This is a genomic window from Streptomyces sp. NPDC088785, from assembly GCF_044750685.1.
Taxonomy (GTDB): Bacteria; Actinomycetota; Actinomycetes; order Streptomycetales; family Streptomycetaceae; genus Streptomyces.
Map to the genome: position 1 here is coordinate 42,787 of NZ_JBIVKH010000010.1, position 13,482 is coordinate 56,268.

Below are 13,482 nucleotides of genomic sequence, written 5' to 3' on the forward strand. Positions count from 1 at the left end.
TCATTGACGCGCGTAGCACTACGCGCGTCAATCCCAACTGCCGCATGTTTTCCGGCCGTTAACGTGCGGAACGGCGTCCCCACGCGGTGCCGGCGAGCACGAGGACCGCCCCCACGACGCCCGGGGCGCCCAGCGTCTCGCCGCCCAGGGCGATGCCGACGGCGGCCGCCCAGAGGGGTTCCGTGCCGAGCAGCAGGCTCACCCGGGAGGGTGAGGTGCGGCGCACGGCCCACATCTGCACGAAGAACGCGAACAGCGTGCAGCACGCGGACAGGAACAGCAGCGCCGCCCAGTCGGCGGGCCGGAAGGCGGCGGCCGCGTCCCAGGGGGTGGCGCCGGTGCCGGGCGTCGCGCAGAGCACGGCGAACACGGCGACGGCGGTGCCGAGTTGGACGGTCGTCAGGGACAGCGCGTCGGCGCCCCGAACGGCGCGGACGCGGGCCATGCACAGCACGTGCACGGTGCGGGCGAGGGCCGCCAGGAGCATCAGCAGGTCGCCGGCCGAGGGGGTCGTGAACCCGCCTCCCTGGGTGAGCAGGACGACCCCGAGGACGGAGGTGCCGGCCGCCGCGAGGAAGGTGCGCGAGGGGCGGTGCCCGGTGAGCGCGGACTCGGCGAGCGGCGTGAAGATCATGGTGAGGCTGATGATGAGGCCCGCGTTGGTCGCCGAGGTGTGCACGACGCCGTACGTCTCCAGGAGGAAGATCCCGCTGAGGATCGCGCCGAGCAGGGCGGCTCCGCGCCACTGGGCGGCGCTCAGCGCGCGCAGCCCGCGCAGGCCCGCGCCCGCGAGGACGGGCAGCACGACGCCGAAGCGCAGGACGAGGACGGCGAGCACGGTCGACGGGGTGGTGACGCCCTTGGCGGCGAGATAGCTGGCGCCCCACACGGCGGCGACGGCGAGCACGGGGACGTCGGTGAGCCAGGCGCGGGGGCGGGGCGCGGGCAGGGCGATGCCGGTCAAGGGGTCTCCGGGGAGGGCGGGGCCGTGCGGAGACGTCGGCGGCTCGCGCGAGGGGCCGTTCACCGTACCCGGCGGGTGATCGGGCCGGCCAGGCACGGGGCGCCCCGGTCGCAGGAACCGGGGCGCCCCGCGCGCAGTGCGCGCTACTCGCCGGACTCGGCGTGCCGGGCGGCCAGTCGGGCCGTGCCCTGCTCGGTCAGCGAGCCGAACAGGCGCAGGCGCGAGATGCCGCCGTCCGGGTAGATGTCGATGCGGGCGTGGGTGCCGACCGCGGGGGCGTCGAGCACGAAGCGGTGGTTGGTGTCGGGCTGGAGCCGGGTGCGGGGCAGCACCTCGGTCCACTCGCCGTCCTCGCCGTCCTTGACCGCGACGGACGCCCAGCCGGCGCTGTTGCCCTTCAGGTACGCGGTGTCGATCTCCAGGGCGCGGATCTCGGACTGGGCGGCGAGCTGGTAGCGGATCCAGTCGTTGCCCTGGTCGCGGCGGCGCCGGGTCTCCCAGCCGTCGTCCATCTTGCGGGAGTAGCCCGGCTGGATGGTGTTGGAGGCGGGCGAGTAGAAGAGGTTGGAGGCGTCCTCGGCGCGGCCGCCGTTGGCGAGGGCGACGACGTCGAAGGTGCCGAGCGTGGCGAGCCACTCCGGGTCCGGCACGACCTCGCCGTAGACGCGCAGGCGGGCGATGCCGCCGTCGGGGTGCTGGTTGACGCGCAGGTGCGTGAAGCGCTGCTCGGCGTCGACCGCGAACCCGTTCGCCGCGTGGCCGCCGACCGCCGTGCGCGGGACGAGCGTCGTCCACTTCACGTCGTCGGCGAGCAGTTCCTCCGGGGTGGGGGCGCCCGCGACGGAGGTGGCCTCGACGCTGACGGCCTGCGGGTAGTTGCCGCGGAAGTGGGCGGTGTCGACGACGATGCCGCGGATCACGCCGGGTGCGCCGAGCCGGACGAGCGCCCAGTCGTGGTCGTCGGCGGTGGGCCACGGGTGGTCGGCGCCCGCGCCGCGGCGACGGCGGGTCTCCCAGCCGTCCATGATCTTGCCCTTGTGGCCGAAGTGCTCCGGGTCGAACTCGGCGCGGCCGGGCACCAGCAGGTTCTCGCGCTGGGCGAAGAACTCGTCGTTGGCGGCGATCACTCCGGCGCCGAGGGCCCGCGCGGCGAGGTCGACGTACCGGGTGAAGGGGAAGTCCGCGGTGCGGTAGTCGGCGTACGGGTCGCCGCCGCCGTAGGGGCTGGCGTCGCCGGTGAAGCTGGGTATCCCGGGGTTCGCGGACATGGTGGTCACTTGTTCCTTTCGAGCAGCGTGCCCCGCGGGGCGGTGAACTCGCCGTCGGCGACGATGCGTTCGCCGCGCAGCCAGGTCGACTTCACGACGCCGTGCAGGGTCTTGCCCGCGTACGCGGTGACGCGGTTGCGGTGCTGGAGTTCGGCCGGGTCGACGGTGAACGTCTCCTCGGGGGCGAGGACGGCGAAGTCGGCGTCGCGGCCGACGGCGATGGCGCCCTTGCGGTCGTCGAGGCCGACGAGCGCGGAGGTCCGCTCGGACATCCAGCGCACGACGTCCTCCAGGGTGTGGCCGCGGCCGCGGGCCGCGGTCCAGATCGCGGAGAGGCTGAGCTGGAGGCCGGAGATGCCGCCCCACGCGGTGGCGAAGTCGTCGGTCTTCAGGTCGGCGGTCGACGGCGAGTGGTCGGTGACGATGCAGTCGATGGTGCCGTCGGCGAGCGCCTGCCACAGCAGGTCCTGGTTGGCGGCCTCGCGGATGGGCGGGCAGCACTTGAACTCGCTCGCGCCGTCGGGGACTTCCTCGGCGGTGAGGGTGAGGTAGTGCGGGCAGGTCTCGACGGTGACCTTGACGCCCTCGGCCTTGGCGGCGGCGATCAGCGGCAGCGCGTCCGAGGAGGACAGGTGCAGGATGTGGATGCGGGCGCCGATCCGCTTCGCGGTGTCGATGAGCCCCCTGATCGCGACGTCCTCGGAGACCCGCGGGCGGGTGGCCAGGTAGTCGTCGTACTTCGGGCCGCTGCGGTGCGGGGCCACGTCGAGCTCGTGCGGGTCCTCGGCGTGCACGATGAGCAGGCCGCCGAAGCCGGCGATTTCCGCCATGGAGGCGGTGAGCCGCTCCGCGTCCAGGTGCGGGAACTCGTCCACGCCGGACGGCGAGAGGAAGCACTTGAAGCCGAAGACACCGGCGTCGTGCAGCGGGCGCAGGTCCTTGACGTTGTCGGGCAGGGCGCCGCCCCAGAAGCCGACGTCGATGTGCGCCTTGCCGGCCGCCACCTCCTTCTTCGTGCGGAGGTTGTCGACCGTCGTCGTCGGCGGCAGGGAGTTGAGGGGCATGTCGACGAGGGTGGTGATGCCGCCGGCCGCGGCCGCGCGGGTCGCGGTCCAGAAGCCCTCCCACTCGGTGCGTCCCGGGTCGTTCACGTGGACGTGGGTGTCGACGATGCCGGGCAGCAGCACGTCGTCGCCGAAGTCCTCGACCCTGGCGCCCGCCGGTACCTCCGCGTCGTGCGCGAGCACCGCGGTGATCTTCCCCTGGGCCACGGCGACCGATGCGGGCCGCGTACCGTCGGGGGTGATGACGCGGGTCGAGCGCAGCACCAGTTCGACTTCGCCGTCCGACACCTGGGACCTCCCGTACATGAGTTCAACGTTCTGTTGAAGGAGTTTTCACTCCGCCTTCGGGAACCGTCAAGGCTCTAGACGTTTCCACAAAGTGAAATTATGATTCCGGTAGGCAGAACGTAGCTACCGACGAACTTCGAGGTCAAGAGATCACCGGCCGGGAATCGGTCGGTAGGCTGCACCATCGCCTGCTTGTCCTCGAAAGGAACGCGCCGTGCCGACGTCCGACGCCAGCACCACCGACACCGCAAAGACCACGCCCAGCGGCGGTGTCCAGTCCCTGGAGCGCGCCTTCGACCTCCTGGAGCGGATGGCCGACGCCGGCGGCGAGGTGGGCCTGAGCGAGCTCTCCGCGAGCAGCGGCCTGCCGCTGCCGACCATCCACCGCCTGATGCGCACGCTGGTGGCCTGCGGTTACGTGCGTCAGCAGTCCAACCGGCGGTACGCGCTCGGCCCGCGCCTGATCCGGCTCGGCGAGTCGGCGTCCCGGCTGCTCGGCACCTGGGCGCGGCCGTACCTGGCCCGCCTGGTGGAGGAGACCGGCGAGACGGCGAACATGGCGCTGCTCGACGGGGACGAGATCGTGTACGTCGCCCAGGTGCCGTCCAAGCATTCGATGCGGATGTTCACCGAGGTCGGGCGGCGGGTGCTGCCGCACTCGACCGGGGTGGGCAAGGCGCTGCTCGCGTACACGCCCGCGGACGAGGTGCGCGCGCTTCTCGGGCGGACCGGGATGCCCGCCGCGACGGAGAAGACCATCACCACGCCGGACGGCTTCCTGGACGCGCTGGAGGAGGTGCGGCAGGCCGGGTACGCCGTCGACGACAACGAGCAGGAGATCGGTGTGCGGTGCCTCGCCGTGTCCGTCCCCGACTCGCCGACCGCCGCCGCCATCTCCATCTCCGGTCCCGCAGGCCGCGTGACCGAGGCCGCGACCGAGAAGATCGTCCCGGTGCTGCAACAGGTGGCCCGCGAACTCTCGGCGGCCCTGGCCAGCTCCGGAACCGCCTCGTAGGGAACCGGCCGTCACCCGGGCGACGGCCGGTGGGCGCCGGGTGGGCGGTCCCGTCCCCCGCTAGCCGACGGCGCTCCGGTGTCCGGCCGGGCGGAGGCGGCCGTCCGCCATCTCGACGACCCGGTCGGCCACGCCCAGCTGCCCCCGGTCGTGGGTGACCAGCACCGTCGCGACGCCCCGCTCCCGGGTGAGCCCGGCCAGCAGCTCCAGGACCTCGGCCCCCCTCTCGTGATCGAGCGCGCTGGTCGGCTCGTCGACGAGGAGCACCCGGGGCTCGTTCATGAGGGCCCGCGCGATGTTGACCCGCTGCCGCTGCCCCCCGGACAGCTGATGCGGCCGCCGGTGCCCCAGCGCGCCGAGCCCCACCGCCGCCAGCAGTTCCCCGGCCCGCCCCCGCGCGCCCCGCGCCCCGCGCCCGGCCAGATGCGCCATCACCTGGAGCTGCTCCAGCGCGGTCAGCGACGGCAGCAGGTTCGGCTGCTGGAAGACGATGCCGACGGCCCGGCGCCGCAGCTCGGCGGCGGCGGCACGGCCGAGCCCGGTCGCCTCGGCACCGCCGACGAGCACCCGCCCGCTGTCCGGCGTGACGAGCGTCGCCGCGACGGCGAGCAGGCTGGACTTGCCGGACCCCGACGGCCCGACGACGGCCGTGACCTCGCCGTCCGGCGCCTCCAGGCTCACCCGGTCCAGCGCGGTCAGCCGCCCGTCCCCGTCCGGGTACGTCAGCGTGATGGCGTCGAGCAGCAGGGTCATCGGACACTTCCGAGGGCGGTGAGGGGGTCGACGGCGGTGATCCGCCGGATGGACAGGGCGGCGCCGAGGGCGCCGAGGACCGTCATCACGGCGGCCGGGCCGACGGTGGTCAGCGGCTCCATCAGGAACGGCACGCCGTCCGGGACGAACGCCCCGACGAGCGCGGCGAGCCCGGTGCCGAGGGCGGTGCCGCCCACCAGCATCACGGCGGCCTGCCCGAGCGCGTCCCGCAGCAGGTGCCCGGTCGAGGAGCCGAGCGCCTTCAGCACGGCGATGTCGCCGCTGCGCTGGATCGTCCAGACGGTGAAGAACGCGCCGACGACGAGCGCCGAGATGACGAAGAGGAAGCCGCGCATCAGTTGCAGCGAACCGTTCTCGGCGCGGTAGGACCCTATGGCCCCGAGTGCGCCGTCGACGGTGGTGGTGTCGGTCCCGGCGGCCCGGTCGGCGGCCGCGAGGTCGGCGCCGGACCCGGTGGACAGGGCGACGACCGTGGCGCCGCCGGAGCGGGTGAGCCGCTGCCAGTCGGCCAGGGCGGTCCAGACGACGGGCGTGTGGCTGTACGAGGCGTCGCCGGAGACGGCGGCGACGGTGAGGGTCCGGGCGCCCAGCGCGAGGGTGCCGCCGGTGCGCACCCCGAGCTCCCGGGCGGCCGTCCGCGACAGGACGGCGGTGCCGGCCGCCGTGGTGTCGGGCGCGAGTCCGGAGCCCGGCCGCACCCCGAACGCGGAGACGGCCGCGGTTCTGCCGCCCGCCTCCGCGTTGAGGGTGCGGATGCCGAGCGGCTCGGCGCTCCGCACGCCCGGCCGCTGCGCCAGCTCCCGCCACTGCTCGGGCGCGACGGTCGAGCCGGTGAACGACACCGCCTGTCCCGCGGCGGGCCGCGCGAACGCGAGGTGGTCGGCCGGCAGCCCGGTCAGCGCGGACGTGTTGTCCCGCGCGAGCCCGGCGGTCAGCCCCGACAACAGCCCCACCAGCAGGGTGATCAGTACGATCACGGCGCCCATCAGGGCGAAGCGGCCCCGGGCGAACCGCAGATCTCTCCATGCGACGAACATGCCGTCCACAGTGCGGCCCGCGGACCCGGCCGGGCATCGCGCCACGGCACACTTCACCCGGATCGAAGGAGGCAGCCGGCTTTCCACCTTTCGGTTGACGGCGTCGGGGGATCGCCTCCGTACCCTGGACAGCGGTATGGATCCACGCTCCCTCACCCCCGCCCCGCGCGTCCTGCGCCTGTGTCTGCACCTGCTCACGGCGGGGCTGCTCGCCCTGGTCGTCGTCCGCGCCCTGACCGGACGGACGGACGAACCGGCGACGGCGGTGGTGACGGTGGCCGCCGCGATGGGCGCCGTGTACACGGCCGGGCCGATGGTCCCGGCCGTCCGCTCCGGCCGCGCGGGCGCCGCCTGCTGGCTCGCCGGGCTCGGCGCGGTGTGGGCGGCGCTGCTCGTCCTCTCCCCCGACGGCCTGTGGCTGGCCTTCCCCCTCTACTTCCTCCTCGTCCATCTGCTGCCCGCCCGCTGGGGCGTGCCCGCCGTGGCGGTGGCGGCGGGCGCAGCCATCGCCTCGTACGTCGGTCACGGCGCGCCGTGGAACGCGGGGGCGGTCCTCGGGCCGCTGATCGGCGCCGCCGTGGCCGTCGCGACCGTGCTCGGCTACCAGGCGCTGTACCGGGAGAGCGAGGCCCGGCGGCGGCTCATCGAGGAGCTGATCGCGACCCGCGCCGAACTGGCGGACGCCGAGCGCGCCGCGGGCACCCTCGCCGAACGCGAACGGCTCGCCCGCGAGATCCACGACACGCTGGCGCAGGGGCTGTCCTCGATCCAGCTGCTGCTGCGCGCCGCGGGACGCGACCTGCCCGCCGGGTCCGCCGCCGCCGACCACATCGAGCGGGCCCGGGCGACCGCCCAGGACAATCTCGCCGAGGCCCGGCGCTTCGTGCGCGCGCTCAGCCCGCCGGACCTCGACCGGGGGTCGCTGGCCGGCGCCCTGGAACGGCTGTGCGCGACGGCCGCGGGCGTCGACGCCCGGTGCACGTCGAGCGGCACCCCGCTCCCGCTCCCCACCCCGTACGAGGTGGCGCTGCTGCGGATCGCCCAGTCGGCGCTCGGCAACACGACGCGGCACGCGCACGCGCGCCGCGCGGAGATCACCCTCAGCTTCATGGAGACCTCGGTGGCCCTGGACGTGGTGGACGACGGCATCGGCTTCGACCCCGGGCGGGCGGCCGCGGGTACGGGCGGTGACAGCCTCGACCGGGGGTTCGGGCTGCCCGCGATGCGGGCGCGGGTGCGGGCGCTCGGCGGCACGTTCACCGTCGAGTCGGCGCCGGGCCGGGGGACGGCCGTCGCGGTCACCCTGCCGCTGCCCGTCTCCGGCGGGGGTGGCGCGTGATCCGGCTGCTGCTCGCCGACGACCATCCCGTCGTACGGGCCGGGCTGCGGGCCGTCCTCGACGCCGAGCCCGACTTCGAGATCGCGGCGGAGGCGGCCTCCGCCGAGCGGGCGGTGGCGCTGGCCGCGACCGAGCGGATCGACGTGGTGCTGATGGACCTTCAGTTCGGGGCCGGGATGCACGGCGCGGAGGCGACGGCGCTGATCGCGGCGCTCGCCGGCGGGCCGCGCGTCCTGGTGCTGACCACGTACGACACGGACGCGGACATCCTGGCGGCCGTCGAGGCCGGGGCCTCCGGTTACCTGCTCAAGGACGCGCCGCCGCAGGAGCTGGCGGCGGCCGTGCGCACCGCCGCCGCGGGGCGCTCCGCGCTGGCCCCGGCGGTCGCGCTGCGGCTGATGGACCGGATGCGGGTGCCCGCGGAGTCGCTGAGCCGGCGGGAGCTCGAGGTGCTGCAACTGGTGCGGGACGGGCTGTCGAACGCCGAGATCGCCCGGCAGCTGTTCCTGAGCCAGGCCACCGTGAAGTCCCACCTGGTCCACGTGTACGCCAAGCTGGGCGTCGACTCCCGCACCTCGGCGGTGGCCGCCGCCGTCCACCGGGGTCTGGTCCGCCCCCGCTAGGGCCTGTCCGAAGAGGAGGCCCGGCGTTCGCCCGCGGGGCGCAGCAGCGCCCTGAGCTCGGCCCGGGGGACCTTGCGCAGCGGCACCGTCAGGACCGGGCACCAGGCGCGGCGGCGGACGTGGCGGTGCACCGGGCCCCGGTGGCCGCCGATCACCAGGAGGTCGTCCGGGCCCGCCGCCAGGCCGACCAGCACCGGGCCCGCGCGTCCCCGCACCACCCGGAGGGTCACGTCGAGGCCGGGCGGCGCGCCTCCCACCGCGTCCGCGAAGGCGCGGGCCAGGGTGGCGCGGGCGTCCGCGTGCCAGCGCCGGGCCCGCACGCGCGCGTACAGCTTCTCGCCCTCGGGCGGCTCCCAGGCCACGACCGCGAAGAGCGGGCGGTCCGAGCGGCGGGCCTGGTCCACCGCGCAGCGCACCGCCGCGAGGCTCGCCGGGGAGCCGCTCACTCCGACCACCACCCGCCCGGCCCGGTCCCCGTCGTCGTGCATCGCGTGTCTCCTTCGCCCGTGCAGGCCACTTCTCGTCGGCCACCGCCCGAGTCTGTACGCTGATTGGCCTGGACAGCAGGGCCAATATCGGAGATGTGGCATGGCGTCAGGAGCGGTGGTCCGCAGCATGGACGGTCCCGGCAGCAGGCGGCTCGCCGAGCTGGTGACCGGCACCACGGCGGGGCGGCGCCCCGGGTACCGGTCGCTCGCGCAGGGGGTGCGGACGCTGCTGCTCGACGGGCGGATCCCGCTGCGGACCCGGCTGCCCGCGGAGCGGGAGTTCGCGGCGGCGCTCGGTGTCAGCCGGGCCACCGTCACGGCCGCCTACGACCTGCTGCGGGAGAGCGGGTACGCGCACAGCAGGCGCGGGTCGGGGACCTGGACGGAGCTGCCGGACGGCGCGCGGCCGACCAGTGTCGCCACCCCGGCCGCCGGGGACGGGGTGATCGATCTGGCGATCGCGGCCCCGGGCGCGGTGACCGAGGAGCTGACGGCCGCGTACGCGCAGGCGGCGGACGACGTGGCGCGGCACGCGGCGACCCCGGGCTACCACCCGTTCGGCCTGCCGGAGCTGCGGGCCGCGATCGCCGACCGGTACACGCGGCGCGGGCTGCCGACGCTGCCGGACCAGATCCTGGTCACGAGCGGCGCCCAGCAGGCCGTCTCGCTGACGCTCACCCTGCTGGGCCGCTCCGGCGACCGGATCGCGGTGGAGAACCCGTCCTACGCGAACGCGCTGTCCGTCATCCGGCGGCTGGGGCTGCGCACCGCCCCGGTGCCGGTGACGGAGGACGGGTGGGACGCCGAGCTGTTCGGCGCGACGCTGCGGCAGTCGGCGCCCCGGCTCGCGTACCTCATCCCGGACTTCCAGAACCCGACGGGCCGGCTGATGCCGGCCGGGCAGCGGCGGCGGCTGATCGAGGCGGCGCGGGCGACCGGCACCTGGCTGGTCGTCGACGAGACGGTGGCGGACATCGCGCTCGACACCCCGACCCCGCCGCCCTTCGCGTCGCTGGCCGGGGCGGGCGGCGGTGAGCAGATCGTCACGGTCGGCTCGCTGAGCAAGGGGCACTGGAGCGGGCTGCGGGTGGGCTGGGTGCGCGCGGGCAGCCGGCTGATCACCGAGCTGACGGCGCTGCGGGTGACCGCCGACATGTCGGGGTCGGTGCTGGACCAGCTGGTGGCGGGGCGGCTGCTGGACCGCGAGGCCGAGGTGCTGCGCCGCAGGCTGCCGGTGCTGCGGGCGCAGCGCGACCATCTGGCGGCCGCGCTGACCCGTGAGTTCCCGTCCTGGCGGTGGGCGCTGCCGCCGGGCGGGATGTCGCTCTGGGTCGATCTGGGCCGGCCGGTCGCCTCCGCGCTGTCCCGGGCGGCGCTGCGGCGCGGGGTGCGGATCGAGGGCGGGTCGCGGTTCGGCGCGGATCCGGGGACGTTCGAGCACCGGCTGCGCTTCCCCTACACGCAGCCGGTGGACGTGCTCGACGAGACGGTGCGCCGGATCGCGGCGGCGGTGGACGGCGGGCTCGGCGGGACGGGCGACGAGCCGGGCCGCCCGCACTGGGTGGCCTGACCCGCCCGGCCCGCTCAGCCCCTCGGCGGGGGCGCGGTGCCGAACAGCTCGACCGCGCCGCGCACTTGGTTCAGCGCCCCGGACAGCGCGCTCACCGATCCGACCGCGCCCGCGACCAGCAGCAGCGATCGGCGCAGGCGCGGCACCTCGGGCCGGCCGCCGAGCGCCATGGCGTCGAGGGCCGCGAGCTCGTCCTCGGCGATCCCCCGGTCCGCGAATTCGGCCGGGTGGGCGGCGAGTTCACGCCGCAGTCGGGCCACGGCCGTGCGCAGCCCCGCCACCCGCGGATCCTCGTCGCTGCCCGTCACCACTCTCTGCTCCACACTCCGCAACACAGCACTCCCCCTCGCACGCCGTCGTGCGTCTCCCGCTGTCCCGCGCCCCACGGTGGTCAGTCGTGCAACTCGGTTGTGAGGCCGCCCAGTTAACGCCACACCGACGGGTTCGCGCCAGTCTGTTGCGTGGAGCGGCCGCGGTGTCCCCGGCCGCCCGTGCGCGGGTCCCGGGCCGCCGTCCCCGGCACCGTGCGGTATGCAGGGGGCATGACGACGAATGACTCGGGCGCGGTCGCGGGACTGCTGCTCGCCGCCGGGGGCGGGCGCCGGCTCGGCGGACGCCCGAAGGCCCTGCTGCCCCATCACGGCCGCCCCCTGGTGGAGCACGCGGCGCAGACCCTGCGCACGGGGGGATGCGGGCCGCTGTACGTGGTGCTCGGGGCCGCGGCCGACGACGTACGGGAGCGGTCCGTGCTCGACGGGTGCGTGCTCGTGGACAACCCCGGGTGGCCGGACGGCATGGGGTCGTCGCTGCGGGCCGGGCTCACCGCGCTCGGCGCGACGGACGCGGCGGCGGCGCTCGTGCTGCTCGTCGACCAGCCGGGCATCGGCGCGGCCGCGGTGGCCCGGGTCCGGGGGGCGTTCCGCTCGCCCGCGTCGCTGGCGGCCGCGGCGTACGACGGCGAGCGGGGGCATCCGGTGCTGTTCGGCCGGGACCACTGGGCCGCGATCGCCGCGAGTGCGAGCGGCGACCGCGGGGCACGCGCGTATCTCAAGGAGCACGCGGCGGCGGTGGAGCTGGTGGAGTGCGCGGACGTCGCCGAGGCGTACGACATCGACACGGAGGCCGACCTCCGGCACCTTCGGTGAAGGGGGTGGCACTCAGCGCCACGATCTGTCGACTCAGAGAATCTCGACATCAACAAACCATTGAACTTCCACAATGAGGAAACTAGTATCCACTGATCAGAAGGGCCGGTCCCCCGCAGAGGGGCCAGCAGCCGTACCCAGGCGCGCCCGGCACCCCGTGCCGACGCCCGCGCCCGCTCGCTGAAGGAAGTGACAGTTCATGTCCGCACCAGCGCCGTCCCCGCTGGCCATCGTCGACGCCGCGCCCCTGCCCCGGCAGGACGAGGTGCTCACCGACGCGGCCCTCGCCTTCGTGGCCGAGCTGCACCGGCTGTTCACGCCCCGGCGTGACGAGCTCCTCGCCCGCCGCGCCGAGCGCCGCGCCGAGATCGCCCGCACCTCCTCGCTCGACTTCCGCCCGGAGACCGCCTCGATCCGCGAGGACGACACCTGGAAGGTCGCCGAGGCCCCCGCCGCGCTGAACGACCGCCGGGTCGAGATCACCGGCCCCACCGACCGCAAGATGACGATCAACGCGCTGAACTCCGGCGCCAAGGTCTGGCTCGCCGACTTCGAGGACGCGTCGGCGCCGACCTGGGCGAACGTCATCGGCGGTCAGCTGAACCTGACCGCGGCCTACCAGCGCTCGATCGACTTCACCGACGAGCGCACCGGCAAGTCGTACGCCCTCAAGGACGCCGACGAGCTGGCCACCGTCGTGATGCGCCCGCGCGGCTGGCACCTGAACGAGCGCCACCTCGTGGACGCCGACGGCAGGGCCGTCCCCGGCGCCCTCGTCGACTTCGGCCTCTACTTCTTCCACAACGCCCAGCGCCTCATCGACCTCGGCAAGGGCCCGTACTTCTACCTCCCGAAGACGGAGTCGTACCTGGAGGCCCGCCTCTGGAACGAGATCTTCGTCTTCGCGCAGGACTACGTCGGCATCCCGCAGGGCACCGTCCGCGCCACCGTCCTCATCGAGACGATCACGGCCGCGTACGAGATGGAGGAGATCCTCTACGAGCTGCGCGACCACGCCTCGGGCCTGAACGCGGGCCGCTGGGACTACCTCTTCTCCATCGTCAAGAACTTCCGTGACGGCGGCCAGAAGTTCGTCCTCCCGGACCGCAACCTGGTGACGATGACGGCCCCCTTCATGCGGGCGTACACCGAGCTCCTGGTCCGCACGTGCCACAAGCGCGGCGCGCACGCGATCGGCGGCATGGCGGCCTTCATCCCGTCCCGCAAGGACGCCGAGGTCAACAAGGTGGCGTTCGAGAAGGTGCGCGCCGACAAGGACCGCGAGGCCGGCGACGGCTTCGACGGCTCCTGGGTCGCGCACCCGGACCTGGTCCCGATCGCCATGGAGTCCTTCGACAAGGTCCTGGGCACGAACCCGAACCAGAAGGACCGTCTGCGCGAGGACGTCTCGGTGGCCGCCGGCGACCTGATCGCCATCGACTCCCTCGACGCCCGGCCCACCTACGACGGTCTCGTCAACGCCGTCCAGGTCGGCATCCGCTACATCGAGGCCTGGCTGCGCGGCCTCGGCGCCGTCGCCATCTTCAACCTGATGGAGGACGCGGCCACCGCCGAGATCTCGCGCTCGCAGATCTGGCAGTGGATCAACGCCGGGGTCGTCTTCGAGGACGGCCGGACCGTCACGGCCGACCTGGCCCGCGAGGTCGCCGCCGAGGAGCTGGCGAGCATCAAGGCCGAGATCGGCGCGGACGCCTTCGCGGCGGGCCGCTGGCAGCAGGCCCACGACCTGCTGCTCCAGGTCTCGCTCGACGGCGACTACGCCGACTTCCTCACCCTCCCGGCGTACGAGCAGCTCCGCTGACCGACCCGGCCCCCAGGACCCCGGCGCCGCACGGCGCCGGGGTTCCGCCGTCTTCGACCGCGGGCCGGGCGGTGCGGGGGCCGGG

13 protein-coding genes are annotated in these 13,482 nt (G+C 74.6%); 6 read left to right on the plus strand and 7 right to left on the minus strand.

Annotated elements, in window-relative coordinates; genetic code table 11:
* Positions 1-58: 58 nt before the first annotated feature.
* The 3 genes from ACIP5K_RS25035 to allB form a co-directional block, all read right to left on the minus strand.
* Positions 59-964, minus strand: a complete 906-nt coding sequence (locus tag ACIP5K_RS25035) for a DMT family transporter (RefSeq protein ID WP_401412848.1) — start codon at positions 962-964, stop codon at positions 59-61.
* Positions 965-1,107: 143 nt separating this feature from the next.
* Positions 1,108-2,232 carry an allantoicase gene (gene alc, locus ACIP5K_RS25040; RefSeq protein ID WP_401412850.1) on the minus strand — a complete coding sequence of 375 codons (1,125 nt, stop codon included), beginning with the start codon at positions 2,230-2,232 and terminating at the stop codon, positions 1,108-1,110.
* Between the two features lie 5 nt (positions 2,233-2,237).
* The gene (gene allB, locus ACIP5K_RS25045) at positions 2,238-3,584 is read right to left on the minus strand and encodes an allantoinase AllB (protein ID WP_401412852.1); all 1,347 of its coding nucleotides are present in this window, start codon (positions 3,582-3,584) and stop codon (positions 2,238-2,240) included.
* Between the two features lie 214 nt (positions 3,585-3,798).
* On the opposite strand from allB, the gene ACIP5K_RS25050 reads away from it, so the two are divergent.
* A complete protein-coding gene (locus tag ACIP5K_RS25050) occupies positions 3,799-4,599 on the plus strand; it encodes an IclR family transcriptional regulator (RefSeq protein WP_401412854.1) in 801 nt (266 codons plus the stop codon).
* A gap of 60 nt (positions 4,600-4,659) precedes the next feature.
* Here ACIP5K_RS25050 and ACIP5K_RS25055 read toward each other — a convergent pair whose 3' ends face one another.
* Entirely contained in the window at positions 4,660-5,352 is a 693-nt protein-coding gene (locus tag ACIP5K_RS25055) for an ABC transporter ATP-binding protein (protein ID WP_401412856.1), read from the minus strand.
* Complete coding sequence (locus ACIP5K_RS25060) at positions 5,349-6,410, minus strand: ABC transporter permease (protein ID WP_401412858.1); 1,062 nt, start codon at positions 6,408-6,410, stop codon at positions 5,349-5,351. Before ACIP5K_RS25060 ends, ACIP5K_RS25055 begins: the two co-directional genes overlap by 4 nt.
* 136 nt (positions 6,411-6,546) lie before the next feature.
* Between ACIP5K_RS25060 and ACIP5K_RS25065 the strand changes: the two genes are divergently transcribed.
* Together ACIP5K_RS25065 and ACIP5K_RS25070 are read left to right on the plus strand one after the other, a co-directional pair.
* Entirely contained in the window at positions 6,547-7,749 is a 1,203-nt protein-coding gene (locus tag ACIP5K_RS25065) for a sensor histidine kinase (protein ID WP_401412860.1), read from the plus strand.
* A complete protein-coding gene (locus ACIP5K_RS25070; RefSeq protein ID WP_401412862.1) occupies positions 7,746-8,372 on the plus strand; it encodes a response regulator in 627 nt (208 codons plus the stop codon). The genes ACIP5K_RS25065 and ACIP5K_RS25070 overlap by 4 nt, the downstream gene beginning before the upstream one ends.
* Here the strand turns inward: ACIP5K_RS25070 and ACIP5K_RS25075 are convergent.
* On the minus strand, positions 8,369-8,860 hold the full coding sequence (locus ACIP5K_RS25075; protein ID WP_401412864.1) for a universal stress protein: 492 nt from the start codon (positions 8,858-8,860) through the stop codon (positions 8,369-8,371). The two genes, ACIP5K_RS25070 and ACIP5K_RS25075, sit on opposite strands and share 4 nt — an antisense overlap.
* 100 nt (positions 8,861-8,960) lie before the next feature.
* Between ACIP5K_RS25075 and ACIP5K_RS25080 the strand changes: the two genes are divergently transcribed.
* Positions 8,961-10,430 (plus strand): PLP-dependent aminotransferase family protein, encoded by a 1,470-nt coding sequence (locus ACIP5K_RS25080; protein ID WP_401412866.1) that lies wholly within the window; start codon positions 8,961-8,963, stop codon positions 10,428-10,430.
* 14 nt (positions 10,431-10,444) lie between these two features.
* Here the strand turns inward: ACIP5K_RS25080 and ACIP5K_RS25085 are convergent, their stop codons facing one another.
* A complete protein-coding gene (locus tag ACIP5K_RS25085) occupies positions 10,445-10,765 on the minus strand; it encodes a DUF5955 family protein (RefSeq protein ID WP_401412867.1) in 321 nt (106 codons plus the stop codon).
* A 207-nt stretch (positions 10,766-10,972) separates the two neighbouring features.
* Here ACIP5K_RS25085 and ACIP5K_RS25090 point away from each other — a divergent pair, with 207 nt between their 5' ends.
* Both ACIP5K_RS25090 and aceB read left to right on the plus strand, forming a co-directional pair.
* Entirely contained in the window at positions 10,973-11,575 is a 603-nt protein-coding gene (locus ACIP5K_RS25090; protein ID WP_401412869.1) for an NTP transferase domain-containing protein, read from the plus strand.
* Between the two features lie 199 nt (positions 11,576-11,774).
* Positions 11,775-13,397, plus strand: a complete 1,623-nt coding sequence (aceB, locus tag ACIP5K_RS25095) for a malate synthase A (protein WP_401412871.1) — start codon at positions 11,775-11,777, stop codon at positions 13,395-13,397.
* The last annotated feature ends 85 nt before the right edge of the window (positions 13,398-13,482 follow it).